21 protein-coding genes are annotated in these 24,244 nt (G+C 66.8%); 11 read left to right on the plus strand and 10 right to left on the minus strand.

Annotation, left to right across the window (positions count from 1 at the left end; all coding sequences use genetic code 11):
- Positions 1-11: 11 nt before the first annotated feature.
- Entirely contained in the window at positions 12-1,460 is a 1,449-nt protein-coding gene (locus tag ASE11_RS14500) for an 8-oxoguanine deaminase (RefSeq protein ID WP_056272755.1), read from the plus strand.
- 63 nt (positions 1,461-1,523) lie between these two features.
- On the opposite strand, the gene ASE11_RS14505 is transcribed toward ASE11_RS14500, so the two are convergent.
- The gene (locus tag ASE11_RS14505) at positions 1,524-1,976 is read right to left on the minus strand and encodes an Lrp/AsnC family transcriptional regulator (RefSeq protein WP_056272759.1); all 453 of its coding nucleotides are present in this window, start codon (positions 1,974-1,976) and stop codon (positions 1,524-1,526) included.
- Positions 1,977-2,073: 97 nt separating this feature from the next.
- Here ASE11_RS14505 and ASE11_RS14510 point away from each other — a divergent pair, with 97 nt between their 5' ends.
- Positions 2,074-3,054 (plus strand): EamA family transporter, encoded by a 981-nt coding sequence (locus ASE11_RS14510; protein WP_056272762.1) that lies wholly within the window; start codon positions 2,074-2,076, stop codon positions 3,052-3,054.
- Here the strand turns inward: ASE11_RS14510 and ASE11_RS14515 are convergent.
- Positions 3,006-3,293, minus strand: a complete 288-nt coding sequence (locus ASE11_RS14515; protein WP_056272765.1) for a hypothetical protein — start codon at positions 3,291-3,293, stop codon at positions 3,006-3,008. The two genes, ASE11_RS14510 and ASE11_RS14515, sit on opposite strands and share 49 nt — an antisense overlap.
- A complete protein-coding gene (locus tag ASE11_RS14520) occupies positions 3,294-3,983 on the minus strand; it encodes an alpha/beta hydrolase (protein WP_056274206.1) in 690 nt (229 codons plus the stop codon).
- A gap of 55 nt (positions 3,984-4,038) precedes the next feature.
- Here ASE11_RS14520 and ASE11_RS14525 point away from each other — a divergent pair, with 55 nt between their 5' ends.
- Together ASE11_RS14525 and ASE11_RS14530 are read left to right on the plus strand one after the other, a co-directional pair.
- Positions 4,039-4,827: a 2-keto-4-pentenoate hydratase gene (locus ASE11_RS14525; protein WP_056274208.1), complete on the plus strand. Its 789-nt coding sequence runs from the start codon at positions 4,039-4,041 to the stop codon at positions 4,825-4,827.
- A 91-nt stretch (positions 4,828-4,918) separates the two neighbouring features.
- Positions 4,919-6,613 carry an AMP-binding protein gene (locus ASE11_RS14530; RefSeq protein WP_056272767.1) on the plus strand — a complete coding sequence of 565 codons (1,695 nt, stop codon included), beginning with the start codon at positions 4,919-4,921 and terminating at the stop codon, positions 6,611-6,613.
- Here ASE11_RS14530 and ASE11_RS14535 read toward each other — a convergent pair.
- The 3 genes from ASE11_RS14535 to ASE11_RS14545 all read right to left on the minus strand — a co-directional run bounded on the left by ASE11_RS14535 (position 6,591) and on the right by ASE11_RS14545 (position 8,575).
- Positions 6,591-7,061 (minus strand): low molecular weight protein-tyrosine-phosphatase, encoded by a 471-nt coding sequence (locus tag ASE11_RS14535; protein WP_056272770.1) that lies wholly within the window; start codon positions 7,059-7,061, stop codon positions 6,591-6,593. The two genes, ASE11_RS14530 and ASE11_RS14535, sit on opposite strands and share 23 nt — an antisense overlap.
- Positions 7,062-7,177: 116 nt before the next feature.
- Complete coding sequence (locus ASE11_RS14540; RefSeq protein WP_056272772.1) at positions 7,178-7,483, minus strand: H-NS family nucleoid-associated regulatory protein; 306 nt, start codon at positions 7,481-7,483, stop codon at positions 7,178-7,180.
- A gap of 69 nt (positions 7,484-7,552) precedes the next feature.
- Complete coding sequence (locus tag ASE11_RS14545; RefSeq protein ID WP_235501330.1) at positions 7,553-8,575, minus strand: RluA family pseudouridine synthase; 1,023 nt, start codon at positions 8,573-8,575, stop codon at positions 7,553-7,555.
- Positions 8,576-9,162: 587 nt separating this feature from the next.
- On the opposite strand from ASE11_RS14545, the gene ASE11_RS14550 reads away from it, so the two are divergent.
- On the plus strand, positions 9,163-12,318 hold the full coding sequence (locus ASE11_RS14550; RefSeq protein WP_056272778.1) for an Rne/Rng family ribonuclease: 3,156 nt from the start codon (positions 9,163-9,165) through the stop codon (positions 12,316-12,318).
- A 91-nt stretch (positions 12,319-12,409) separates the two neighbouring features.
- Here the strand turns inward: ASE11_RS14550 and ASE11_RS14555 are convergent, their stop codons facing one another.
- Genes ASE11_RS14555 through hemC form a run of 4 tightly spaced genes read right to left on the minus strand, consistent with a single transcriptional unit; the run spans position 12,410 to position 16,758 of the window.
- Positions 12,410-13,720: a heme biosynthesis protein HemY gene (locus ASE11_RS14555; protein WP_321166263.1), complete on the minus strand. Its 1,311-nt coding sequence runs from the start codon at positions 13,718-13,720 to the stop codon at positions 12,410-12,412.
- Positions 13,720-14,940 (minus strand): uroporphyrinogen-III C-methyltransferase, encoded by a 1,221-nt coding sequence (locus ASE11_RS26920; protein ID WP_056272783.1) that lies wholly within the window; start codon positions 14,938-14,940, stop codon positions 13,720-13,722. Before ASE11_RS26920 ends, ASE11_RS14555 begins: the two co-directional genes overlap by 1 nt.
- Complete coding sequence (locus ASE11_RS14565; protein WP_200959375.1) at positions 14,937-15,800, minus strand: uroporphyrinogen-III synthase; 864 nt, start codon at positions 15,798-15,800, stop codon at positions 14,937-14,939. Before ASE11_RS14565 ends, ASE11_RS26920 begins: the two co-directional genes overlap by 4 nt.
- Before the next feature lie 4 nt (positions 15,801-15,804).
- Positions 15,805-16,758 (minus strand): hydroxymethylbilane synthase, encoded by a 954-nt coding sequence (hemC, locus tag ASE11_RS14570; RefSeq protein WP_056272785.1) that lies wholly within the window; start codon positions 16,756-16,758, stop codon positions 15,805-15,807.
- A gap of 154 nt (positions 16,759-16,912) precedes the next feature.
- On the opposite strand from hemC, the gene ppc reads away from it, so the two are divergent.
- From ppc to ASE11_RS14600, 6 genes are all read left to right on the plus strand, one after another.
- Entirely contained in the window at positions 16,913-19,747 is a 2,835-nt protein-coding gene (gene ppc, locus ASE11_RS14575) for a phosphoenolpyruvate carboxylase (protein WP_056272788.1), read from the plus strand.
- A gap of 24 nt (positions 19,748-19,771) precedes the next feature.
- Positions 19,772-20,629, plus strand: a complete 858-nt coding sequence (locus ASE11_RS14580) for a 3',5'-nucleoside bisphosphate phosphatase (RefSeq protein ID WP_056272790.1) — start codon at positions 19,772-19,774, stop codon at positions 20,627-20,629.
- Positions 20,629-21,537 carry a DMT family transporter gene (locus ASE11_RS14585; protein ID WP_082585757.1) on the plus strand — a complete coding sequence of 303 codons (909 nt, stop codon included), beginning with the start codon at positions 20,629-20,631 and terminating at the stop codon, positions 21,535-21,537. The genes ASE11_RS14580 and ASE11_RS14585 overlap by 1 nt, the downstream gene beginning before the upstream one ends.
- A 19-nt stretch (positions 21,538-21,556) precedes the next feature.
- The gene (locus ASE11_RS14590; protein ID WP_056272796.1) at positions 21,557-22,192 is read left to right on the plus strand and encodes an L-threonylcarbamoyladenylate synthase; all 636 of its coding nucleotides are present in this window, start codon (positions 21,557-21,559) and stop codon (positions 22,190-22,192) included.
- Positions 22,193-22,255: 63 nt separating this feature from the next.
- Positions 22,256-22,924 carry a site-2 protease family protein gene (locus ASE11_RS14595; protein WP_056272801.1) on the plus strand — a complete coding sequence of 223 codons (669 nt, stop codon included), beginning with the start codon at positions 22,256-22,258 and terminating at the stop codon, positions 22,922-22,924.
- 9 nt (positions 22,925-22,933) lie between these two features.
- Complete coding sequence (locus ASE11_RS14600; RefSeq protein ID WP_056272805.1) at positions 22,934-24,226, plus strand: tryptophan--tRNA ligase; 1,293 nt, start codon at positions 22,934-22,936, stop codon at positions 24,224-24,226.
- The last annotated feature ends 18 nt before the right edge of the window (positions 24,227-24,244 follow it).

Raw genomic sequence — 24,244 nt, forward strand, 5'->3', positions numbered from 1 at the left:
ACCGCTGGCCCATGCCCACCCTGCTGATCGACCGCGCCGCCTGCATCGCCACCTTCGACCACAACGACCCGGCGCGCGGACGCGAAATCCACGACGCGAGCCTGTTCGTGCGCGACAACCTGATCGAGTGGATCGGACCGGCCAGCGAGCTTGCTCCCGCGTTGCGCGAAGAAGTCGACGAGGTGATCGACGCGCGCGGCCACCTTGTCACACCCGGCCTGGTGAACACGCACCACCACATGTACCAAAGCCTCACGCGCGCGATACCTGCGGTGCAGAACGCCGAGCTGTTCGGCTGGCTGCAGGGGCTTTACCCGATCTGGACAGGGCTCACGCCGGAGATGGTGCAGGTCTCCACCCAGGTGGCCATGGCCGAGTTGCTCATGAGCGGCTGCACGACCACCAGCGACCACCTCTACATCTACCCCAACGGCGTGCGGCTGGAAGACAGCATCGAAGCCGCGCAGCGCATCGGCATGCGCTTCATGGCCACGCGCGGCAGCATGAGCGTGGGCCAGAGCGCGGGTGGCCTGCCGCCCGACGCCGTGGTGGAGCGCGAGGACGATATCTTGAAAGACAGCCAGCGGCTCATCGAGACCTGGCACGACGCGCGCCATGGCGCCATGTTGCAGATCGCACTCGCACCCTGTTCACCGTTTTCGGTGAGCACCGCGCTCATGAAGGAAAGCGCGGCACTGGCACGATCCTTCAAGGGCCAAGGGGTGCGGCTGCACACCCACCTGGCCGAGAACGACCACGACATCGCCTACAGCCTGGAGAAGTTCAAGCGCACGCCCGCGCAATACGCCCAAGACCTGGGCTGGCTGGGCGATGACGTGTGGCATGCCCACTGCGTCAAGCTCGACGACGACGGCATCTCGCTGTTTGCCGCGAGCCGCACCGGCGTGGCGCATTGCCCGTGCAGCAACATGCGACTGGCCTCGGGCATCGCGCCGGTGCGCCGCATGCTGGACGCCGGCGTGCCGGTGGGCCTGGGGGTGGACGGCAGCGCCAGCAACGACGGCGCGCACATGGTGGGCGAAGCGCGCCAGGCGCTGCTGCTGGCCCGCGTGGGCCGCGCGGTGCAGCCACCCGAAGTGCGTGCGGGCAACACCTTTTTCGGGTGCGACCTCGGCCCGTCCGAGATGACGGCGCGCGACGCGCTGTGTCTCGCCACGCGCGGCGGTGCGCAGGTGCTGGGGCGCCGCGACATCGGCCACCTCGCACCTGGCCTGTGCGCCGACCTTGCGCTCTTTGATCTGCGCACGCTGGGTTTTGCCGGCGGCGCGGTGCACGACCCGGTGGCCAGCCTGCTGCTGTGCGCCAGCCCGCAGGCCGCGTACACGGTGGTGAACGGGCGGGTGGTGGTGCGGCAAGGCCAGCTCACCACGGTGGATCTCGGTCCGCTGCTGGAAAAACACAACCGCCTGGCCAGGAAACTGGCGCAGGCGGTTGCGTGATGCGGGCTGTTCGAGCAGCCGAAGGCCGGATCGAACTCAGGCGCGAACCACGCCGGTCGCTCGTCAGGCCGCGGGGGAACCCGGCAGCTGCAGCGGCCGGTCCTCGAACTCGGTGTTGAGCACCACGGTGCTGGTGGTGCGGGCCACGCCGGGAATGGCCTTGATCTTGTAGAGCACCTCTTCCAGCGCACGGGCGTGCGTGGTGCGAATCTTGGCCAGAAAGTCGTACTCGCCAGCCACGCTGTGCAGCTCCAGCACCTCGTGCATCTCGCGCAACAGGGGCGCCACCTCGCGGCAGTGGATGCCGCCGTCGTTGCGGATGGCCACGAACGCGGTGAAGCGCAGACCCACGCGGTCGGGATCAACCCGCAGTGAAAACCGCTCGATCACGCCGCGCTCCACCATCTTCTTCACCCGCTCGTGCACGGCGGCCGTGGACAAGCCCACCTCGGACGCCACATCGGCGTAAGAACGTCGGCTATCAGAGCTCAGTGCCGTCAAAATTCTGGCATCCATGTCGTCTGGCTGAATATTTACTTGCATACGGCCAAAATCCTGTTCAAAATACGGCACCGGAGAAATCCGCCGGAAATTATCTTACGGGAACACGCAAATGCCGACATTCATCAGCCCAGCGGGCCTGGAACGCCAGACGATACGCCTGTATAGCGCCCTGTTGATTGTGTACATCGTCTGGGGCACGACCTATTTCGCGCTCGACGTGGCCATGCAGAGCCTGCCACCGGTGTTGATGAACGGCGCGCGCTTCGTGGTCGCAGGCGCGGTGATGCTGGCGATTGCGCGTTGGCAAGGCCTGCCCTGGCCCACGGCATCGCAGTGGCGCGGCAGCGCGCTCATCGGCGCGCTGATGGCTTTTGCGGCCATGGCGCTGATGGTGCTTGCGCAGCGCCTGGGCATCGGTTCGGGCCTCATGGCCACGGTGGTCACCACGATGCCGATGTGGCTCGCACTGTGGACACGGTGGGGCGGCGAACGCGTGCCGCTCACCAGCTGGATCGGGTTGACGCTCGGCGCGCTGGGCGCTTTGGTGCTGGCGATGGAAGGTGATTTTTCTGCCACACCAGTGGGCGCGCTGCTGGCCTTCGGCGCGCCGCTGTGCTGGAGCCTGGGCTCGTACGCCTCGCGCAAGCTGGTGTTACCCGCACCGGCCATGGCCTCGGGCGCGCAGTGGATGATTGGCGGCTTGCTCGGAGTGGTGGTGGCCGCCGTGTTCGAGCCCGGCGCGCGCCAGTTCGAATGGGCACAGGTCAGCGCTGCGTCCGCCCTGGCCTGGTTGTACCTGGTGGTCATCGGCACGCTGGTCACGCTCAATGCCTACCTGTGGCTGCTGAAAAACACCACCGCTGCGCTGGCCGGCAGCTACTCGTTCGTGAACCCGGTGGTCGCGCTCTGCGTGGGCGTGCTGCTCGGCGGTGAACAGCTCACGGGTTGGGTGTTCGTCGCGATGCCGATGATCCTGCTCGCGCTGGCACTCATTCTGTACGGCCGCGACTTGAGCACCTGGCTGCGCACCCGCACCGCGGCTCACACCAGCGTGACGACCACCAGCCACGCCAGCGAAGCCCAGCGATAAAGCCCGGTGTCGCTCAAGCGCCAGACCGAGGCCACGAGGAACAGGTTGTAGGGCAGCGGCGCGAGGTGCACCGCCGCAGCCAGTTCGATGGCCTCGTCAGCCAACGCAATGGCGAGCGCCACCGCAGTGGCCAGCAGGTTGATGACCGTGCCCACGGTCACCATGTCGCGCCAGAACAGCACGCGCATCGGCACCTCACCGCGCCAGCGGCGTGTGACGAAGCCCGCAAGGCCTGGCATTCAGCTCGCCAGCAGGCGCACCAGCCAGACGTTGAGATCGGCCACTTCCTGTGCGCACACCGAGTGCTCCATCGGGTAGGTGTGCCAGTCCACCGTGTAGCCCAGCGCCTGCAGCGCATTGCGCGACTCCACACCGCGCTCGACCACCACCACCGGGTCGTGCGTGCCATGCGCCAGGAAGATGGGCACGTCGCGGTTGACCTCGGAGCGCTCGGCCGCGGCACTGGCCGCCAACGGCAGGTAGCCCGACAGGCCCACCAGACCGGCGAGGCGCTGCGGTGCGCGAAGCCCGGCCATGAGCGTCATGGCGCAGCCTTGCGAAAAACCCATGAGCACCGTGCGCGCGGGTGGTACGCCGCGCGACGCCTCGCGGTCCAGCAGTCCCTGCACCAGCGCGCAGGACTCGCGCAGGCCGGCTTCGTCTTCGCGACGCGACTGGCCGATGGGTGGGTGGATGTCGTACCAGGCGCGCATCTCGTAGCCACCATTGAGCGTCACCGGGCGCACTGGCGCACTGGGAAACACGAAACGCACCGGGCCGATGGCGTCCAGTTCGAGTTCCTGGGCAATGGGTACGAAGTCGTTGCCGTCGGCGCCCAGGCCGTGCAGCACGACGATGCTGGCCACAGGCGTGGCTGCGGGGTTGCCCCCGGTGACGAGTTCGAGGGTGTCAAGCGTGTGTGAGGTCATGACGCGCAGCATACCGGCTGCCTATGATGAACTCCCCTGGCCCATCACCACGACCATGACACCTGACGCACTTCTGAACCACCTCGACCACGGCAGCCTTTGGTCCACACCGTCCGGCCTGTCCATTGACACCGCGTATGAACGTGCGCTGGCGGTGCGTCAGTTGCGCATCGCGCGCGGCGAACAACCGCGCGGCTACAAGGTGGGCTTCACCAACCGCTCGATCTGGCCGCGCTACAACGTGTTCGCGCCGATCTGGGGCAGTGTGTGGGACAGCACGCTTACCCTGTGCGAGGGCGAAGGCAGCGTGTCGCTCGCCCACACCTGCCAGCCAAGGCTGGAGCCCGAGGTCGTGTTCGGCCTGCGAGCCACGCCCGCGGCCAACGCCACGCTGGACGATCTGTTCGAGGCCATCGCCTGGGTCGCGCCAGGCTTCGAGGTCGTGCAGTCGCACCTGCCGGACTGGAAGTTTCTGCCTGCCGACACCGTGGCGGATGGCGCGCTGCACGCGCGCCTGGTGGTGGGTCGCCGCACGCCGGTGCGTGAGCTGACCGGCAGCGCCGACGGACTCGACAGCTTGCTGGCCCATGCCCAGGTGAGCTTGCTCAAGGACGACCAGGCTGTCGAGCAAGGCCAGGGTTCGAACGTGCTGGATGGCCCACTGCGCGCGCTGCAGCATTTCACGCAGACCTTGCGCGCTTGCCCTGGCGCACCCGATCTGCAAGCCGGCGATGTGATCACCACCGGCACCTGGACCGATGCCTGGCCTGTTGCGCCCGGCGAGCGCTGGGCGGCCCGCTTCACCTCGCCACTGCCCGGCCTGTCGGTGCGCTTCACCGGTTGAGGCGGGCATTCTCTTGCAGGTGAAACCCTCTAAACACAAGGCTGCGGCCTTGGTAGATTCGTGCGCAGCACACACAACGGAGACGAACCACATGAGCAGAATAGCGCCCGAGCTGCTGGCCCTTCAACGCCTGTACCACTGGGAAACAACCGCCCCCACCCGCGTGGCCCTCACGCAACCCATGGGAAGTGGTGTGGTGCAGGACTTCACCTGGGCACAAGTGGCCGACCAGGTGCGCCGCATGGCGACCCACCTGCAGTCGCATGGCTGGGAGCCGGGCTCCAAAGTGGCCATCCTCTCCAAGAATTGCGCCTGGTGGATGATGAGCGACCTGGCCATCTGGATGGCGGGCTACGTGTCGGTGCCGCTGTACCCCACGCTCGCGCCCGAGACCATCCGTCAGATCCTGGCGCACAGCGACGCCAAGGCCCTGTTCGTGGGCAAGCTTGACGGCTGGGAAGGCATGAAGCCCGGCGTGCCCACCGACCTGCCCTGCATGAGCTACCCGCTCTCGCCCGCAGACGTTGTGAAGAACTGCGAGGGCTGGGACGCGATCTGCAAGCGCAGCCAGCCCATGGCCGGCGAGCCCTTGCGCGATGGTGAAGAACTCGCCACCCTCATCTACACCTCGGGCACCACCGGAATGCCCAAGGGCGTCATGCACACCTTCGCCAACTTCGCCTGGGCACTCGACGCCGGCCTCAAGCGCATTCCCATGTCCGGCAACGACCGCATGTTGTCGTACCTCCCACTGGCCCATGTGGTCGAGCGCATGCTGGTCGAGCACGGCTGGCTGCGCACAGGCATGCATGTGTTCTTCGCCGAGTCCCTCGACACCTTTGCCGCCGACCTGCAGCGTGCCCGCCCCACCATCTTTTTCTCTGTGCCCCGCCTCTGGGTCAAGTTCCAGCAGGGCATTCATCACAAGATGCCGCCCGCCAAACTCAATCGCCTGCTCGGCATTCCGATCATTGGCGGCATCGTTCGCAAGAAGGTGATGAAGGCCCTGGGCCTGGACCAGTGCACGTTCGCCGCTGGGGGCGCAGCACCCATGCCCATTGCATTGCTGCAGTGGTACAGCAAGCTGGGCTTGAACATCAACGAAGGCTACGGCATGACGGAGAACCTCGCGCTCTCCCACCTCACCGAACCGGGCAAGAACCAGCAAGGCACGGTAGGCCCGGCCTATGAGGGCGTGCAGCACCGCCTGGACCCGGAAACGGGTGAGGTTCAGATGCGCAACTCCGCCATGATGCTGGGCTACTACAAGGAGCCCGAGAAGAGCAAAGAGAGCTTCACCGATGACGGTTGGCTCAAGACAGGGGACAAGGGCACGATCGACAAGCAAGGCTTGCTGCGCATCACCGGGCGCGTGAAGGATCTGTTCAAGACCGGCAAGGGCAAGTACGTGGCGCCCGCGCCGATCGAGGACAAGCTGGTGATGCACGAAGCGGTGGAGGCCTGCGTGGTCACTGGCGCCAACCTCGGCCAGCCGCTGGGCATCGTGATGCTCAACGCCGATGCGGTGGCCCAAGTGGGCGATCCCGGCGCGCGCAGCGAGCTGGAGGCCTCACTGGCCGCCCACCTGAAGAACATCAACGCCACGCTCGATCCGCACGAGCAACTGCAGTGCATCGTGGTGGTCACCACCGCCTGGACGGTGGACAACGACGTCATCACGCCCACCTTCAAGGTCAAGCGCAACCGCATCGAGGACCTGTACGCCAGGCACTACGAGAGTTGGGAAGCGTCGGGCAAGAAAATCATCTGGCAAAAAGGCGGCTGAGCACCCCATCGGCGCCCTGCTCGCACAGGCGCAGCACGACCTCGAAACCTTCCGCGTTGCCGTAGTAAGGGTCGGGCACCTCCAAGGTCCCCGGCACGCCCGCGTACTCCAGAAACAAGTGCAGCTTGTGCTGGTGCTGCGGCGGGCACGCCTGCCGCAGGTTCGCCAGGTTGTCGCGGTCCATGGCCAGGATGAGATCGAAGCGCTCGAAGTCCTCGTCCGTCACCTTGCGCGAACGCTCCTTGGCGATCTGGCTGTAGCCGCGCGCCTGCGCAAGCAGGATGGCGCGACGATCGGCCTTCTCCCCGCGGTGCGCGCCGTAGGTGCCGGCAGAGTCCAGTGACACCCGATCGGCCAACTGCCTGCGATGCACTTCGGCGTGCATCACGCTGGCGGCCATCGGTGAGCGGCAGATGTTGCCCATGCAAACAAGAAGGATCCTGGTCATGCCGCAAGGATAGCGAGCCGCGAGCACCCGGTGAGACGTCTCGGAAAACAAAAACCCGCCAGAGGCGGGCAAAACAAAGCCCGCCAGAGGCGGGCCTTGCAAAAGCCGGAAAAGGCTCAGATCAGGTAGTCGTCGACGCTCTTGCCGGAAGCCAGCACGGCACGCACCCACTCGGGTTTGCGGCCCGGGCCGCCCGCCCAGAGCTCGCCGTTGGGGCCTCGGTATTTCGGTGCCGACGCCGATTTGGATTTGGCCGGCTTCTTCCCGCCGGTCCCACCACCCAGATCGGCCACCGAAATGCCGAATTGTTTCATCTTGGCCCTGATATCGGCAATCACGGAAGCGAGTTCGTCTTTGCGTGCCTGTTCGGCCTGCGCCATCAGGGATTGGGCTTGCGCCATGAGTTCGGAATAGCTGGCCATTGATAAATCCTTATAAAGATGGAATCGATCGGAATGTGCGATTAAAAGCTGCCGATGCGGAACTACATTCTAATCGCCTTTTCCCGTCCAACCACCGGACCACGGTCGCAGTTCGTCGGGCAAGTCCGCGTGCAACTCCACCGGCGTATTCGCGACGGGGTGACTCAATCGAAGGCGCCAGGCGTGTAAAAACATCCGTTTCAATCCCGCACGCGCCAATTGACGGTTGAGTTCGAAATCACCGTATTTGTCGTCACCGGCAATCGGATGACCGGCGTTGGCGAGGTGAACCCGTATCTGGTGGGTGCGGCCGGTCTTGATGGTCACCTCCAGCAAGCTCAGGCCCTCAGGCAGCACAGAGGCCAGTGCAGTGGGCACGGGCACGCGCGCCGCCACCTTCACCAGGGTCACCGAGCGCATGCCATCGGGGTCTTCCTTGGTTGTCACCTTCACGCGCCGCTCGCCATCGGCCAGCAAGTATTTGTGCAATGGCTGATCCAGCACCTTCAGGCGCGCGGGCCAAACCCCTTTGACCAGCGCGAGATAGGTCTTGCCGGTTTCGCGTTCGCGGAATTGATCCTGCAAGGCCTTGAGTGCACTTTTCTTTTTGGCAATCAGCAGCAAGCCGCTGGTTTCACGGTCGAGGCGATGGACCAATTCAAGCAACCTGGCGTCGGGGCGGGCCTGGCGTATTTGTTCGATCACGCCAAAACTCACGCCACTGCCCCCGTGCACCGCCACACCGGCGGGCTTGTCGATGGCCAGGAATGCCTCGTCCTCGAAAATCACCGGAAACTGCCGGGCGGGTGCAGGATTGAGTTGCTTTTCTTCCGCCCGCTCGGACAGGCGTATCGGCGGAATGCGCAACACGTCACCGGCCTGCACCCGATCGTCCGCCCCGACCCGGCCCTTGTTCCGGCGCACTTCACCCGAGCGGATGATGCGGTAGATGTGGGTTTTGGGCACCCCCTTGAGCTCGCGGAACAGGAAGTTGTCGAGGCGCTGCCCGGCCGACTCTTCGTCCACCGTGAGGTGCCGCACGGCGGCGGCTGCGGAGTTCGGGGGCTGAAGCAAGGGATTCGGAGGGGAAATAGGACACCACGGTGACGGTTGGCTGTCTATAATGCGTCACTCTCGTCACGTGCTGTAAGTGATTGATTTGCCTTGAGTTTACGGCAAGCACTGAAGGCACAGACCTCCCGGCCCGACAAAGCGGGAGACCGACGTGAGAAGGTTGCCACCCGCAGCACCCGGCACCTCCCATCGCACCCGCGGCCATTCCCCATGGAATCCCGGTGCGGTCAAGGTGCGGTAGACGCTGCGGGCGAACCAGTTGATGAAAACAGCGAACCCGACTACGGAATACCCCAATCGACCAGCTTTCCCAAGTGAAGCTGGTCGAGGACAAAGTGAACACAGAGATAACCCGGCCAGATCCATGTCATTGACAGCCATCCAGCCTTCCCTGCTCACCCAACTCCACGCGCCTACGCCCTGACCTGGCGGTTCGACGCGGCACCTTGGTGCCCGCCTGTGTTGAACGCCTACCCCGAACTGCGGGTCAACGGCTCTCCGGCAATTCCTCCCCCGTTCGCTTTTTCCGCTGGTTCACGGCGAGTTGACGCCTGTGGTTTTCGAACCCGGGCGTCCTTGTGTGTTTGAACGAAGGAAATCGCATCATGAAACGCATGCTGATCAACGCCACGCAGGCCGAAGAGCGCCGGCTGGCCATTGTGGACGGGCAAAAACTGCTCGACTACGAAATCGAAATTGAAGGGCGCGAACAGCGCAAAGGCAACATCTACAAGGCCGTCGTCACCCGCGTCGAACCTTCGCTGGAAGCCTGCTTTGTGGACTACGGCGAAGACCGCCACGGCTTCCTGCCGTTCAAGGAAATCTCGCGCCAGTATTTCGCCGCCGGTGTGCCGGTCAATCAGGCCCGCATCAACGATGTGATCCGCGAAGGCCAGGAACTGCTGGTCCAGGTCGAAAAGGAAGAACGCGGCAACAAGGGCGCAGCCCTCACCACCTTCGTGAGCCTGGCCGGCCGCTACGTGGTGCTGATGCCGAACAACCCACGCGGAGGCGGCGTGAGCCGACGCATCGAGGGCGAAGACCGCCAGGAACTCAAGCAGGCGCTAGACCAGCTCGAATACCCCAACGGCATGAGCATCATCGCGCGCACCGCCGGTATCGGCCGTGACGCGCCCGAACTCCAGTGGGACCTGAACTACCTGCTCAAGCTGTGGAACGCCATCGACGGCGCGGCACAGGGCGGCAAGGGCGCCTACCTGATCTACCAGGAATCGAGCCTGGTGATCCGCGCCATCCGCGACTACTTCAACGGCGACATCGGCGAGATCCTGATCGACACCGACGACATCTTTGAACAAGCGCACCAGTTCATGAGCCACGTGATGCCCGAGCACGGCCATCGCGTGAAGCGCTACCGCGACGACGCACCACTGTTCTCGCGCTTCCAGATCGAACACCAGATCGAGACCGCCTACAGCCGCACCGTACAGCTGCCCAGCGGTGGCGCGATCGTGATCGACCAGACCGAAGCGCTGGTGGCCGTGGACGTGAACTCGGCCCGCTCCATCAAGGGCGGCGACATCGAAGAGACCGCTACCCGCACCAACCTCGAAGCCGCCGACGAAGTGGCGCGCCAGGCCCGCCTGCGCGACTTGGGCGGCCTGATCGTGATCGACTTCATCGACATGGACGAGTCGAAGAACCGCCGCGACGTGGAAAACCGCCTGCGCGACGCGCTGCGCCAGGACCGCGCCCGCGTGCAGTTCGGCGCCATCAGCAAGTTCGGCCTGCTGGAGATGAGTCGCCAGCGCCTCAAGCCCGCACTGAACGAGGGTTCCTCCATCCCCTGCCCGCGCTGCGGTGGTTCGGGCCACATCCGCGACACCGAATCGTCGGCGCTGCAGATCCTGCGCATCATTCAGGAAGAGTCGCTCAAGGACAGCACGGCCGCCGTGCTGGTGCAGGTGCCGGTCGAAGTGGCCAGCTTCCTGCTCAACGAGAAGCGCACCGAGATCACCAAGATCGAACTCAAGCAACGCATCAACGTGCTGCTCGTGCCCAACAAGTCGCTGGACACGCCCAACTACAAGCTTGAGCGCTTGAAGCACGACGACCCGCGCCTGGACAATCTGGACGCCAGCTACAAGCTGGCCGACGAGCCGGACGAAGCCACTGGCTTCACGCGCCGCAGCCAGGAACGCACCAACAAGCAGGAACCTGTGATCAAGGGCGTGCTGCCCGACGGTCCGGCTCCTGTGGCGGCACCCCGCCCCGAGGTGGCGGCGCCAGTGGCAACTCCCGTGGCAGCCAAGGCTGTTGCCGCAGCCCCTGTGGCCGCGCCTGCGGCGGCTGCTCCCGCTGAAAAGGGCTTCTTCGGCTGGCTCAAGAGCCTGTTCGGTGGCGGTGACACGCCCGTCGCAGCACCCAAGCCCGTGGTGGCCGCGCCGGCCGCCGCCAAACCCGGCGCACGCGAAGAGCGCTCCGATGGTCGTGGTCAGCGCGACGGTGGTCGTGAAGGTGGCCGCGATGGCCGCAGCCGCGGTGGACGCGGCGGCGCCGAAGGCCGTGGCCGCGAAGGTGGCCGTGGTGGGCGCGAAGGCGGTCGCGAGAACCGTCCGATCGAAGGCCGTGGCGAGCCACGCGCCGAAGGCCGTGTGGAAGGACGCCCGGAAGGCCGTTCTGAAGGACGTGCCGAAGGCCGCGGCCGCGGTGAGCCGCGAGGCGAAGGCCGCAGCGAAGCGCGTGGTGAACCACGCGGTGAGGGCCGTGGAGAACGCGGCGAAGGTCGCGGTGAAGGCCGCCGAGGTGAGGGCCGCCGCGACAACCGCCGCGACGTGGCACCGGTGGAGGGCGCAGCACCCGCTGAACTGGTGAACGGAACGCAGGTCGTCGCACAAGGCGACGCGAACGAAGGCGGCGACAACCAGCGCCGCGGTCGTGGTGGGCGCGGTGGCGAGAACCGCCGCCGTCCAGCCGAAGGCGCTGAAGGCCAGACCCCTATCATCCAGGGTGATGTCGCTCCAGTCACACAGGAAACTGGCGACAGCACAGAGGCACCTCGCGCAGGCGAGATGGCCGACGGTGCCGATGGCACACCGCGCGCCCCGCGCGAGCGCCGCAGCCGTGACCGATATGGCCGCGACCGCCGCGAGCGCGGCCCACGCGATGCCAACGGCGCCCCCGAAGGCGGCGAAGGCCAGGCAGCACCCGCCGGTGAGATGCCGGCCAGCGAAGTGGCCTTCGCCGCGGCCTCGACACTGGTGCACGAGCCGGTGGACGAAGCCCCCACGCGCAGCTACTTCAGCCTGCCGGTAGATGCGGCGCTCACGCCGGTGGTCAGCGAGGCTCCCGTGGCCGCGCCTGCTCCCGTCGCAACTCCGATCACAGCACCGGTGACAGAGCCTGCCGCACCGGCACCCGCAATCGCCACACCTGTGATGGCACCGGTGGCAGCCCCGGTGGCCGCGCCAGCACCGACACCCGCCCCTCGCGCGCCGACACCCAAGCCCGCAGCGCCGGTGGTGGCCGAGGCGCCCGCGGCCCGCGGTCTGCCCAAGGTGGCCGGCTTCTCGCTGCCCATGGAAGAGATGCAGCAAGTCGCCCAGTCCAGCGGTCTGGAGTGGGTCAACTCCAACGCCGACAAAGTGGCCCAGGTGCAAGCCGCGATCGCCGCCGAGCCCAAGCCCGTGCACGTGCCGCGCGAGCCCAAGCCGGCGGTGGTGCTGGACGACGGCCCGCTGGTGCTGGTCGAAACGCGCAAGGACTTGCGCGACATGCAGCTGCCTTTCGAAACACGCTGATCGGCCCACCTTCAGGCGCAAGCGCCTGAAGGTATGGACCCCAAAAGAAAAGCGCCCTCGGGCGCTTTTCTTTTGCCGGGTGAGCAGGCGCTCAGTCCAGCAACGCGGCTTGTTTCCAGGCCGACTGGGCCGCCGTCTCGTCGCCGCGCTCTTCGGCCAGCAGGGCCAGCGAGCGCCAGGTGCGGCGCATCAGCGCGGCGTCATTCAAGCCGTGGCTGGCCTGCGTGAGCAACTGACTGGCCTTGCCCCAGAGCTGGCGCTGCATGCAGGCCTGCCCGGCGAGGTACTGAAGAAAGGCGTTGTTCGGCGACAGGCGCTGTTGCTGCTCCAGTCGAGCGAGCCAGGCGCTGTCGAGCTGCGGCAGGCCGGGCTCGAAGGCCGTGACCAGTTGGCGTTGCTGCACGGGCGTCAGGGCGTCGAAGTCCTGCCACAACGGCTCCAGCCACGAGCGCAGACGAGCGGCCACCGCGCGGGCTTCATCCCCGTCAGCGTCGCTGCGCTGGAGCACCAGCTGGTTGCCGCGCCGCGCGGCGGCCAGGGCCAGCTCGGGCATGGCGCGCTCGCTGGCGTCCAGGCCATTCCACACGACCTCAAGCTGCGCCATGTCGTGTGCTTCGCGCAAGGCGTCGAGCACCAACCCGCGCACGATGCTGCGCGAGGCTTCGGGTGAAAACGCCTTGTGCTTGGCGAGCAGGCGCGCGGTCTCCAGCGCTTCCGAGGTGGCGCCCCCCAGGCGCGCGACGCGCAGCTTCAGCCGCAGCGCCTGGATGCGGCGGCCCGCGCCTTGCGGCAGCTCGGCCAGACGGCTGCGTGCAGCCTCCACATCGCGGTCTTCCACTGCCCAGCGCACCGCGCGCAACAAGGCACCCTCGGACGCATCGGGCGCTCCCTTGGCCAAGGCTGGATCCAGCGCGGCCTGCAGATTTTCGTCGCGTCGCTCGCGGTTCTGCAACGACTGCGCGCTTTCGGCGACCAGCAAGTGCGCGAGCACCTGCAACTGGTCGCGCCGCGGCCACTGGCCTGGCGCGACGGTCTTGAGTTGATTGAGCGCGTGCTGCGCTGCCGACTGCGCACGCACGAAACGGCCCGCCAGCTGGTGCGCCAATGCGTCCATGACCGAACCCACCACTGAGCGCTCGATCTGCTGGCTGCGCCAGCGCTGAGCCCGTTCGGGCAAGTCTCGAACCAGACCGATGGCCAGCAACGCGGCGTGCAGCAGCACAAAGCCGGCGATCAGGCAGAACAGGACGAAATTGAAGGAGACGTCGAACCGGTAGGGGGGCCAGAACAGCGTCACCGTGCTCGCGTTGTGTCCCACCAGCAGCGCCAGCGCCACCGCCACGGCAGCCAGCCCCAGCAACCAGAACACGTTGCGCATCGCGCCCCGCTGACGGCGGCGCATCAGCGGCCTCCCGCAGCCGCGGCCAGGGCGGACAGGGTCGCTTCCGGACGCGGCAGTTCGCTGTCGACCAGATCGCGGCGCAGGCGACCCAGCAAGGCTTGCGCGCTGGCCACCCGGGGTGCGCCGGTGTCGAAGTAGCGCGCGATGGACGCCTCCACCGCAACCACGTCGGCCTGGCTGGCGGCCATGTGCCGGGCCAGCAGCCCCAGACGGGCGTTGAGCAGCTTCAGCTTGATGTTTTCGCGCAGGAAAAACGCTTGCTCGGGCGCCAGCAACGCGGCCTCGGGCCGGTCAATGCGGCTCACACGAACCAGCTCGCGGCCACTGCGCGTGACCTCGGTCCAGGTGCGCTCCCACAAGGCGCTCCACCAGCCGGAGACACGCGTCCAGCCTTGGCTGAATCCACCCGGCTCGGCATCCGGCTCGCTCTCCAGAGCGGGCTCCTGGGCTGCGGGGGCGGCTGGCGCAGCGATGACGGGCGTGGCAGGGCTCTTCGCAGCCACCGGCGCGGGCTCCGCTGCGGTCTTGCGTGCGGCAGGCGCCGCCGCCTTCTGCAAGCCCACCTGGTTGAGCACGGGCCACTCGTCCACCTGCCGAGCCAACTCGTCCAGCCGCAAGGCCAGCGCGGGGATGTCGGCCAGCGGGGCGGCCTGGATGCGTTCGATGTCGCGTGCAATGGCGCGCTGCACCGGGTTCAGCCGTGGCTGGGCGGCTCGGGCAATGCGCTGGTCCGCTGCCTGGAGCGCAGAGATGATCGGCTGGGCGCTGCCGGTGAGCTGGGCCTGCTGCTGCGCGAGCTTCACTGCCGACTCCAGGTCTTGCACCAGGTTGTCGTCGCGCGAGCGTGAGAGCGCCAGCATGAGTTCTTCGAGCTGGCTGCGCTGCAGGCTCACTTCGGACAAGCGCACCTCCGCCACGGCCAGCCGCGCCTGCAGCTCCTGCGCCAGCGCCTCGGCCTGTGCGGCCATGGTGCGAGCCTCCACGGCCTGCTCGCCGCTGTCTTGGGCGCGGCGGGCCAGCTCCTGTTGGGTGAGGCTGAGCTTTTGCCACAGCAAGCCGGCCAGCACGAGCGCCAGCGCGGCCAGCAGCACGGCCAGCCACGTCAGCCCCGAGCCGGGTCGGCGCCCCGCTGCAGCAGCAGACAGCGGCGCTGCGTGGATCGGCACCGCGGTGGGCGCCGCGGTGTCGGTGGAGGGGTGAACAGGTTGGTTGGAGCTCATGGTGCAGTGCACTCTGATTCTAGGACGCGCAACACGTCGGGCAGGCTGGGACGTGATTCGATCACACGCCCGAAGCCCGCGTTGCGCGCAGCCTGGGCAATGCGCGGATGCGTCACCAGCGCCGTGACCGCCGTCCAGCGGGCCGATGGCTGCGCCACGCACAGCGCAGCCAGCGCCTCGGAACTGCTGAACAGCCACACACTGCCTGCCAGGGTCGCCTGCGCCACGAGCGCACGATCGGCATCGTCGAACACCGGCGGGCGTCGTTCGTAGGCCACACAGCCTTCCACCCGGGCACCCCGGGCCTCGCATTGCCGAATCAACCAGTCGCGCCCATGCCCGGGCACAGAGCCCTCGGCTGCAGGCGCTTCCATGGTCGATCCCCGCACGATGAGGATCCGGCTTCCCGCCACCACCTGCGGGGCGACCACGGGCCAGAGATGCTCGGAATCGAATTGCGCGGCGTCGGCTGCCGGCGAGTCGATGCGCTCGGGTGCAATGCCCAAGGCGCCGAGCGCCTGTTCGAGCTGGCGCGCCGTGCCAGGCCCGGGGGCCCAGAAGCGTGTTTTGAATGGCGCCAGCGGACGCGCAACCGCCTCTTCGGCAAAAAAATGGCTCACGGCCGCGCCGCTCACGAACAGCAGCGCATCGACTTGTGACCAGTTCGCGCGCCAGAACTGCAAGGCAGCCCTGGCCTCGACGGACGCCGGCTCGCCAATGTCGATCAGGGGCAGTGCCTGCGCTGGCCACCCCTGGGCGCGCAGCGCTTGCACCCAGTGGGCGGCTTCACCCGCGGGACGGGTGACGATCAGTCGCGCCAGGCGGCTGGGCACGGGCCGCTGGGCGGTGGTCTCGCTCAAGGCCTCAGACCTCCACCAACGGCGGTGTGGCGCCGGCCGCGCGCAGGTCGGCGGCCACGCGCTGGCCCAGCGCCTCGGCCTCGGCCAGCGTGTGCACGCGCGCCTGCCCGCTCGCCCGCACCACGGCATGCCGGCCTTGCGGATCGCCCCAGGCGGCGTCGAGCTTCAGCGTGCCGTCTGCCTGCCAGTCGGCGTAGGCCGCCAGGGGCATGGAGCAGCTGCCACCCATGGCGCGCGATACGGTGCGCTCGGCCGCCACGCGCTGCCAGCTGGCGGTGTGCGCGAGCGGCGCCAGCGCATCGACGAGGTCTTGCCGATCCGATCGCACCTCGATGCCCAAAGCCCCCTGGCCGGCGGCGGGCAACGAGTCGGCCGGCTCGAAGATGTGGCGGATGCGCTGGCCCAGGCCCAGCCGCTTGAGGCCGGCCGCGGCCAGCACGATGGCGTGGTACTGGCCTTCGTCGAGCTTGCGCAGGCGCGTGTCCAGGTTGCCGCGCAGGGGTTCGATGCGCACATCGGTGCGGCCCAGGCGGTCCAGCGATTCGCGCAACAGCACCAGGCGGCGCAGGCTGGAGGTGCCCACCACCGCGTTTGCCGGCAACTCGGCCAGCGTTGCGCAACCCGGCGACACCCAGGCATCGCGCGGGTCTTCGCGCTCCATCACGCAGGCCAGCGCAAAGCCGTCGGGCAGCTGCATCGGCACGTCCTTGAGCGAATGCACCGCGATGTCGGCGCGGCCCTCTGCCAGCGCCACTTCGAGTTCCTTGACGAACAAGCCCTTGCCACCGACCTTGGACAGGCTGCGGTCCAGAATCTGGTCGCCCAGCGTGGTCATGCCCAGCAGCGCCACCCGGTGGCCCAGGCCTTCCAGCAAGGCCTTGACGTGTTCGGCCTGCCACAACGCCAGACGGCTCTCGCGGGTGGCGATGGTGATGGCCTGGGAGGTGGAAGTGGACATGAAGGGAGGGGAGGATCTGGGGGCGGCACAACGCGCGGAATTTGGTACCCGGTTCGTAACCGGGCAGGGTGTTTTTGGATGCTAGCATGACCCTTCGACCGGGTTTTCTCCAGATCACCCGGCCCCGTCGGCAGGCCTCTCATCTCACAACACCATGAGCCGAACGATCGCGCAAACCCGCCCCCGCCCCTCCAGCCGCGCCGACAAGGACCAGCCGCTCATCGACGACATCCGCCTGCTGGGTCGCATCCTGGGCGATGTGATCCGCGAGCAGGAAGGCCTGGCGGCCTTTGAGCTGATCGAACAGATCCGCCAGCTCTCGGTCGCGTTCCGACGCCACGCCGACCAGTCGGCCGACAAGGCGCTCAAGAAGCTGCTCAAGGGCCTGAGCGGTGACCAGACGGTGAGCGTGATCCGCGCCTTCACCTACTTCAGTCACCTGGCCAACCTGGCCGAGGACCGCCACCACATCCGCCGCCGCGCCGTGCACGAGCGCGCCGGTGAGCTGCAGGAAGGCAGTCTGGCGCGCACGCTGCAGCGCCTGCACAAGGCCGGCATCGCACCGGGCGCCATCGTCGACACGCTGGCACACAGCCACATCTCGCCCGTGCTCACGGCCCACCCCACCGAAGTGCAACGCAAGAGCATCCTGGACGCCGAGCGCGCCATCGCGCGGCTGCTCGGCGAGCGCGACGAACAGGAGCGCCTGCCGCGCGAGCGCGACGACATCGAGGCGCAGATCCGCGCCCGTGTCACCCAGCTCTGGCAAACGCGCCTGCTGCGCTTCACCAAGCTGACCGTGGCCGACGAGATCGAGAATGCGCTGAGCTACTACGAGGCCACCTTCCTTACGCAGATTCCGCGTCTGTACCGCGAGCTCGAGGAAGGTCTGGGCGACAGTGGCGGGAACGCCGTGATCGCGCCCTTCCTGCGCATGGGCCAGTGGATCGGTGGCGACCGGGATGGCAACCCCAACGTGACCGCGCAGACACTCGAACTTGCGCTGCACAGCCAGGCCGACATGGTGCTGCGCCACCATCTCACCCAACTGCACCACCTGGGCGCCGAGCTTTCCGTGTCGGCCATGCTCACCAGCGTGAGCCAGGCCATGCAAGCCCTGGCCAAGCGCTCGCCCGACACCAATGCCCACCGACAGGACGAGCCCTACCGCCGCGCACTCACCGGCATGTACGCGCGCCTCGCGGCCACGCTTCACCACCTCACCGGCGGCGAGGCGGCGCGCCACGCCGTGGCTCCACAAGACGCCTACATCAGCGCAGCCGAGCTGCTCGACGACCTGCGCACCATCGAAGACTCGCTCAAGTCGCACCACGGCGCCGCACTGGCGCGCGCGCGCCTGCAGCCGCTGATGCGCGCCGTGCAGGTGTTCGGCTTTCATCTGGCCACGGTCGACCTGCGGCAAAGCTCAGACAAACACGAGGAGGTGGTGGCGGAGCTGCTCGCCACGGCGCGCATCGAGCCGCACTATTCGCAACTCGACGAGGCCGGCAAGCGCGTCGTGCTGCTTCGCCAGCTCAACGACGCGCGACCCTTGCGCGTGCCCGGTGTTGCCTATTCGGCCCACACGCTGGGCGAACTGGCCATCTTCGACACCGCGCGCAGCGGGCGCGAGCGCTTCGGCGCGCAGGCCATTCGCCACGCCATCATCAGCCACACCGAAACCGTGAGCGACCTGCTGGAGGTGCTGCTGCTGCAAAAAGAGGCTGGGCTGATGCGCGGCACGCTGAATGACGACGCGGTGTGCGACCTGATCGTGGTGCCGCTGTTCGAGACCATCGAAGATCTTGCGCAGTCCGCACCCATCATGCGCGAGTACCTGGCCCTGCCCGGCGTGCGCGCCATGGTCGAACGGGGCGCGGCCGACGGCTACTGCGAGCAGGACATCATGCTGGGCTACTCCGACAGCAACAAGGACGGCGGCATCTTCACCAGCAACTGGGAGTTGTACCGGGCCGAGATCGCGTTGGTCGAGTTGTTCGACACCCTCAACCAGGGCCGGGAAAGACCCATCCAGTTGCGGATGTTCCATGGTCGAGGCGGCACCGTGGGACGTGGCGGCGGTCCAAGTTTTCAGGCCATCCTGGCGCAGCCGCCGGGCACGGTGCGCGGCCAGATCCGCCTCACAGAACAGGGCGAGGTGATCGGCTCCAAGTACGCCAACCCGGAAATCGGCCGGCGCAACCTCGAAACCCTGGTGGCCGCCACGCTGGAGGCCACGCTGCTCAAGCCCACGCGCAACGCCCCCGCCGCTTTCCTGGCCGCCGCCGACGAGCTCTCGCGCCAGAGCATGGCCGCCTACCGCGCACTGGTCTACGACACCCCGCGCTTCGCCGAGTACTTCTTCGCATCCACACCGATCCGCGAGATCGCCGAGCTCAACATCGGCTCGCGCCCGGCCTCGCGCAAGGCCACGCAGAAGATCGAGGACCTGCGCGCGATACCCTGGGGCTTCAGCTGGGGCCAGTGCCGCCTCACGCTGCCGGGCTGGTACGGGTTTGGTTCGGCGGTGCACACCTTCCTGCACCGCGACGGCCCCAAAGGCGTGGCCGCACAAAAGGCGCTGCTGCAAAAGATGGTGAAGCAGTGGCCGTTTTTCAGCACCCTGCTCTCCAACATGGACATGGTGCTGGCCAAGAGCGATCTGGCGCTCGCCTCGTTGTATTCAGAGCTGGTGCCCGACAAGCGCCTGCGCAAGCAGGTGTTCACCGCCATCGAGGCCGAGTGGCACCGCACGGCCGATGCGCTGGCGCTCATCACCGGTGAAAAGCAGCGCCTGGTCAACAACGCCGCACTGCAGCGCTCCATGCGCCACCGTTTCCCTTACATCGACCCGCTGCACCACCTGCAGGTGGAACTGGTGCGGCGCTACCGCGCTGGTGAAAACGACGCCGATCGCAACGAACGCGTGCGCCGCGGCATCCACATTTCGATCAACGGCATCGCGGCCGGCCTGCGAAACACAGGGTGAATGGGTAAAACCTAAAATGACTCGGTGAACACATTGACCAACGCCGACCTGCACTGCCACTCCGTCGTCTCCGACGGCACCCTCACGCCCGAGGCGCTGGCGCAGCGCGCCCAGGCCAACGGCGTGGAGCTGTGGGCCCTGACCGACCACGATGAACTCGGGGGACAGGATCGTGCCATGGCGGCTGCGCGTGAGGTGGGCATGAATTACCTCACAGGCGTCGAGATCTCGGTGACCTTCCTCGGCATCACGGTGCACATCGTCGGCCTGGGCATGGACCACACGCATCCCGCGCTCTTGACCGGCCTGCGGGCCACGCGCGGCGGGCGCGAACAGCGGGCCCGCGACATGAGCGAAGACCTCGCCCGCGTGGGCATCAAAGGTGTCTATGAAGGCGCCTTGAAGTACGTGGGCAACCCCGAACTCATCTCTCGCTCCCACTTCGCGCGCTATCTGGTGGAAATAGGCGTGAGCAAGGACACCAACGACGTCTTTCGCAAATACATCACCGAGGGCAAACCCGGCTTCGTGCCACACCGCTGGGCCAAGCTGGCCGACGCGGTGGGCTGGATCACGCAGTCCGGCGGCGTGGCCGTGATCGCCCACCCGGGCCGCTACAAGCTCACGCCCAATGAAGAGTTCGCGCTGTTCACCGAATTCAAGAACCACGGCGGTCAGGCGGTGGAGGTGATGACCGGTGCGCACAACCAGTCCGACTACGCGAAGTACGCGGGCTACTGCCAGGAATTCGGCCTCGCCGCATCGCGCGGCAGCGATTTCCACAGCCCGGAAGAGAGCCACATGGACCTGGGCAAACTGCCCGACCTGCCCGGCAGCGTCACGCCGGTGTGGGAGCTGCTGCAGTCGCGCATCCTGCAGTGATGGTGGAGCCGACGCGCTATCCGCCCGCGCAGGCCGCGCTGGGCATCGCCTTTCTGGTCCTGGCCACGGCATTCTTTGCCGTGCTGGACACCACCGTGAAGTACGTCGGCGCCTTTGTGCCCGTGCTGATGGCTGTGTGGTTCCGCTACGCGTTCCACGCCGTGTTGGTCACGGCGGTCATGCTGCCATTGCGCGGGCGCAGCCTGCTGCAAACCGCCCACCCCCGCTTCCAGGTGTTGCGAGGTGCCTTGCTGCTGGCCGTGAGCGCGATTTCGTTCGTCGCCCTGCAGTACATGCCGGTGGGCGAATTCACCGCCATCGTCATGATCACGCCGCTGGTGGTCACGCTGCTGGCTGCGCTGTTCCTGCGCGAGCGCGTGTCGCCGCTGCGCTGGGTGCTGGTGTGCGGCGGCTTCGCCGGCGCGCTGCTGGTGGTGCAACCCGGTGGTGATGTGATCGGCTGGGCCAGTCTGCTGCCGCTGGTGATGGTGTTCACCTACGCCTGGTTCCAGATTCTGACCAGCAAGATGGCGCGAACCGAAGACCCCATGACCATGCATTTCTACACCGGCTGGGTCGGCGCGCTGCTCGCCAGCCTGGTGCTGCCCGTGGTGTGGCAGACCGTGCCCGACGCAGCCACCTTCGCGCTCCTGTGCCTGATCGGCCTCATGGGCACCGTCGGTCATTTTCTGCTGATCCTGGCGTTCAAACGCACGCAGGCGTCCACGCTCACGCCCTACCTCTACGGCCAGATCGGCTTCGCCATGTTCTGTGGCTGGGTCGTGTTCGGCCATGTGCCGGGCCGCCTGGAGCTCATCGGCATTGCGATGATCGTTCTGTGCGGCGCCACCGCCAGCTGGCTCACCGCGCGTGACCGACGCCTGCCAGTGGACCAACCCGAGGCTTGAGCGGGATCACAATCGCGCCATGTCCCAGTTCTTCGAAGTCCATCCCGACAATCCCCAGCCGCGCCTGCTCAAGCAGGCGGTGCAGTTGCTCGAGCGCGGTGGCGTGCTGGCCGTGCCCACCGATTCGAGCTACGCCCTGGTCTGCCACCTCGACGACAAGACAGCAGCCGACAGCCTTCGCCGCATTCGGCAGGTGGACGACAAGCACCACCTCACGCTGATCTGCCGCGACCTGAGTGAACTCGCCAGCTACGCTCGGGTCGACAACCGCCAGTACCGGCTGCTCAAACTCGCAACACCTGGCCCCTACACCTTCATCCTGGAGGCCAGCAAGGAGGTGCCGCGGCGCCTGAGCCACCCCTCGCGCAAGACCATCGGCCTGCGCGTGCCCGAGCACAAGACACTGCTGGAGCTGCTCGGCCTGCATGGTGCGCCGTTGCTCTCCACCACGCTCATCCTGCCCGGCCAGAGCCATCCGCTGAACGACGCCCAGGAGATCCGCGAACGTCTGCAGCACGAGCTGGCCGGCGTGATCGACGCCGGGGCCTGTGCGCTGGAGCCCACCACGGTGATCGACCTCACGCCGATGGGCAGTGGCGGGGAACCCGAAGTGATCCGCGCAGGTCAGGGCGCCCTCGGTCCACTCGGGCTCTGAGCCACCCCGGCTGGGCTCTCGCCCAGTCTGGGACAATACGCGTTTGCCCTCAGCGCACCCTCCATGGATTTCGCCCAGATCGTTCAAACCGTCGCCCTCTACGCCATTCCGGTGCTGTTCGCCATCACGCTGCACGAGGCAGCGCATGGTTACGCGGCCCGGCACTTCGGCGACCGCACCGCCGAACTCATGGGACGCATCACGCTCAACCCGGTCAAGCACATCGATCCGGTGGGCACCATCGCGATGCCGTTGATCCTGTACTTCGCCACCGCCGGGGCCTTCCTGTTCGGCTATGCCAAGCCGGTGCCGGTCAACTTCGGGCGCCTGCGCAACCCCAAGCGCGACATGGTGTGGGTCGCACTTGCCGGGCCCGGTGCCAACCTGTTCCAGGCGATCGCCTGGACCATGCTGCTCTATGTGCTGGCCGCGATGGGCGTGCAGGAACAGTTCTTCCTGCAGATGTGCCGCGCGGGCGTGCTGGTGAATCTGGTCATGTTCGCTTTCAACCTCTTTCCCCTCCCCCCGCTGGACGGCGGGCGCATTCTGGTGGGCCTGCTGCCCATGCGCCAGGCCGAGCTGGTCTCACGCGTCGAGCCTTGGGGTTTCTTCATCGTCATGGCCTTGGTCATCAGCGGTGTGGTGGGCAACCTCTGGCTGCGTCCATTGATGATGCTCACCGGCAGCCTCATTGAGGTGCTGCTCACGCCGCTTCGCCTGTTGATTCTCTGAACCCTGCCCATGAAAACCCAACGCGTCCTCACCGGCATCACCACATCGGGCACACCCCATCTGGGCAACTACGTCGGCGCCATCCGTCCCACCGTGCGCGCCAGCCGCCTGGACCAGGTGGAGAGCTTTTACTTCCTGGCCGACTACCACGCGCTCATCAAGGTGGGCGAGCCCGCACGCGTGCAGCGCTCCACGCTGGAAATCGCCGCCACCTGGCTGGCCTGCGGGCTCGACCCCGAGAAGGTCACCTTCTACCGCCAGTCGGACATTCCCGAGATTCCTGAACTCACCTGGTTCCTGACCTGTGTGACCGGCAAGGGCGTGCTCAACCGCGCGCACGCCTACAAGGCGTCGGTCGACAAGAACACCGCGGCCAACGCCGACCCTGACGCTGGCGTGACCGCCGGACTCTTCATGTACCCGGTGCTGATGGCGGCCGACATCCTCATGTTCAACGCGCACCAGGTGCCGGTGGGGCGTGACCAGATCCAGCACATCGAGATGGCGCGCGACATCGCGGCCAGTTTCAACCACCTCTACGGCGAACACTTCACGCTGCCCGAGGCCGCCATCGAAGAACACGTGGCCACCCTGCCCGGGCTTGATGGCCGCAAGATGAGCAAGAGCTACGACAACACCATCCCGCTGTTCGTGCCGCGCGAGCAGTTGAAGAAACTCATCATGGGCATCGTGACCGACTCGCGCGCACCGGGCGAGCCCAAGTCCACCGATGGTTCCGCGCTGTTCCAGCTCTACCAGGCCTTCGCCTCGACCGAAGAAACCGCTGCGCTGGCAAAAGCCTACGCCGACGGCATCGCCTGGGGCGAGGCCAAGCAGGTCTTGTTCGAACGCCTTGACCGGGAAATTGCACCGCTTCGTTTGGTCTACGACGAATTGATTCAGGAGCCCGAGCGGATTGAAAAGACCTTGAAAGCAGGCGCTGAAAAAGCACGCGCCATCGCCACGCCATTCACATCAAAACTGCGCCACGCCGTCGGGTTGCGCCCGCTTCAGTTGGCGGCGGCTCCCGTGGTCAGCAAGGGCAGCAAGAGTGCTGCCCCCAGTTTCAAGCAATACCGGGAACCGGACGGCCTGTTCTATTTCAAGCTGCTCGACGCCCAGGGCGCGCTTCTTCTGCAAAGCACCGGCTTCACCGCTCCACGTGATGCGGCTCAAGCCATGATGCGCCTGCAACGCGAAGGCAACGTGGCGCTGGAAGCCCTGTCGGGTCAGCTGGCGTCCCGTGGCGATCCTGCGGCAGTGTCGGCTGCACTGCAGTCCTTCAGCGAGCAGGCCGACTGAACCCGCGTGACCCCGGCA

Source organism: Hydrogenophaga sp. Root209 (genome assembly GCF_001428625.1).
Taxonomy (GTDB): Bacteria; Pseudomonadota; Gammaproteobacteria; order Burkholderiales; family Burkholderiaceae_C; genus Hydrogenophaga.

Excerpts from the sequence above, each read along its gene's own strand:
- ASE11_RS14500 (WP_056272755.1), top strand. The coding sequence starts at position 12 with ATGCCCACCCTGCTGATCGACCGCGCCGCCTGCATCGCCACCTTCGAC.
- ASE11_RS14600 (WP_056272805.1), top strand. The coding sequence starts at position 22,934 with ATGAAAACCCAACGCGTCCTCACCGGCATCACCACATCGGGCACACCC.
- ASE11_RS14595 (WP_056272801.1), top strand. The coding sequence starts at position 22,256 with ATGGATTTCGCCCAGATCGTTCAAACCGTCGCCCTCTACGCCATTCCG.
- ASE11_RS14535 (WP_056272770.1), bottom strand. The coding sequence starts at position 7,061 with ATGACCAGGATCCTTCTTGTTTGCATGGGCAACATCTGCCGCTCACCG.
- ASE11_RS14510 (WP_056272762.1), top strand. The coding sequence starts at position 2,074 with ATGCCGACATTCATCAGCCCAGCGGGCCTGGAACGCCAGACGATACGC.
- ASE11_RS14525 (WP_056274208.1), top strand. The coding sequence starts at position 4,039 with ATGACACCTGACGCACTTCTGAACCACCTCGACCACGGCAGCCTTTGG.
- ASE11_RS14585 (WP_082585757.1), top strand. The coding sequence starts at position 20,629 with ATGGTGGAGCCGACGCGCTATCCGCCCGCGCAGGCCGCGCTGGGCATC.
- hemC (WP_056272785.1), bottom strand. The coding sequence starts at position 16,758 with ATGTCCACTTCCACCTCCCAGGCCATCACCATCGCCACCCGCGAGAGC.
- ASE11_RS14540 (WP_056272772.1), bottom strand. The coding sequence starts at position 7,483 with ATGGCCAGCTATTCCGAACTCATGGCGCAAGCCCAATCCCTGATGGCG.
- ASE11_RS14520 (WP_056274206.1), bottom strand. The coding sequence starts at position 3,983 with ATGACCTCACACACGCTTGACACCCTCGAACTCGTCACCGGGGGCAAC.
- ASE11_RS14530 (WP_056272767.1), top strand. The coding sequence starts at position 4,919 with ATGAGCAGAATAGCGCCCGAGCTGCTGGCCCTTCAACGCCTGTACCAC.
- ASE11_RS14505 (WP_056272759.1), bottom strand. The coding sequence starts at position 1,976 with ATGGATGCCAGAATTTTGACGGCACTGAGCTCTGATAGCCGACGTTCT.
- ppc (WP_056272788.1), top strand. The coding sequence starts at position 16,913 with ATGAGCCGAACGATCGCGCAAACCCGCCCCCGCCCCTCCAGCCGCGCC.
- ASE11_RS26920 (WP_056272783.1), bottom strand. The coding sequence starts at position 14,940 with ATGAGCTCCAACCAACCTGTTCACCCCTCCACCGACACCGCGGCGCCC.
- ASE11_RS14555 (WP_321166263.1), bottom strand. The coding sequence starts at position 13,720 with ATGCGCCGCCGTCAGCGGGGCGCGATGCGCAACGTGTTCTGGTTGCTG.
- ASE11_RS14550 (WP_056272778.1), top strand. The coding sequence starts at position 9,163 with ATGAAACGCATGCTGATCAACGCCACGCAGGCCGAAGAGCGCCGGCTG.
- ASE11_RS14515 (WP_056272765.1), bottom strand. The coding sequence starts at position 3,293 with ATGCCAGGCCTTGCGGGCTTCGTCACACGCCGCTGGCGCGGTGAGGTG.
- ASE11_RS14590 (WP_056272796.1), top strand. The coding sequence starts at position 21,557 with ATGTCCCAGTTCTTCGAAGTCCATCCCGACAATCCCCAGCCGCGCCTG.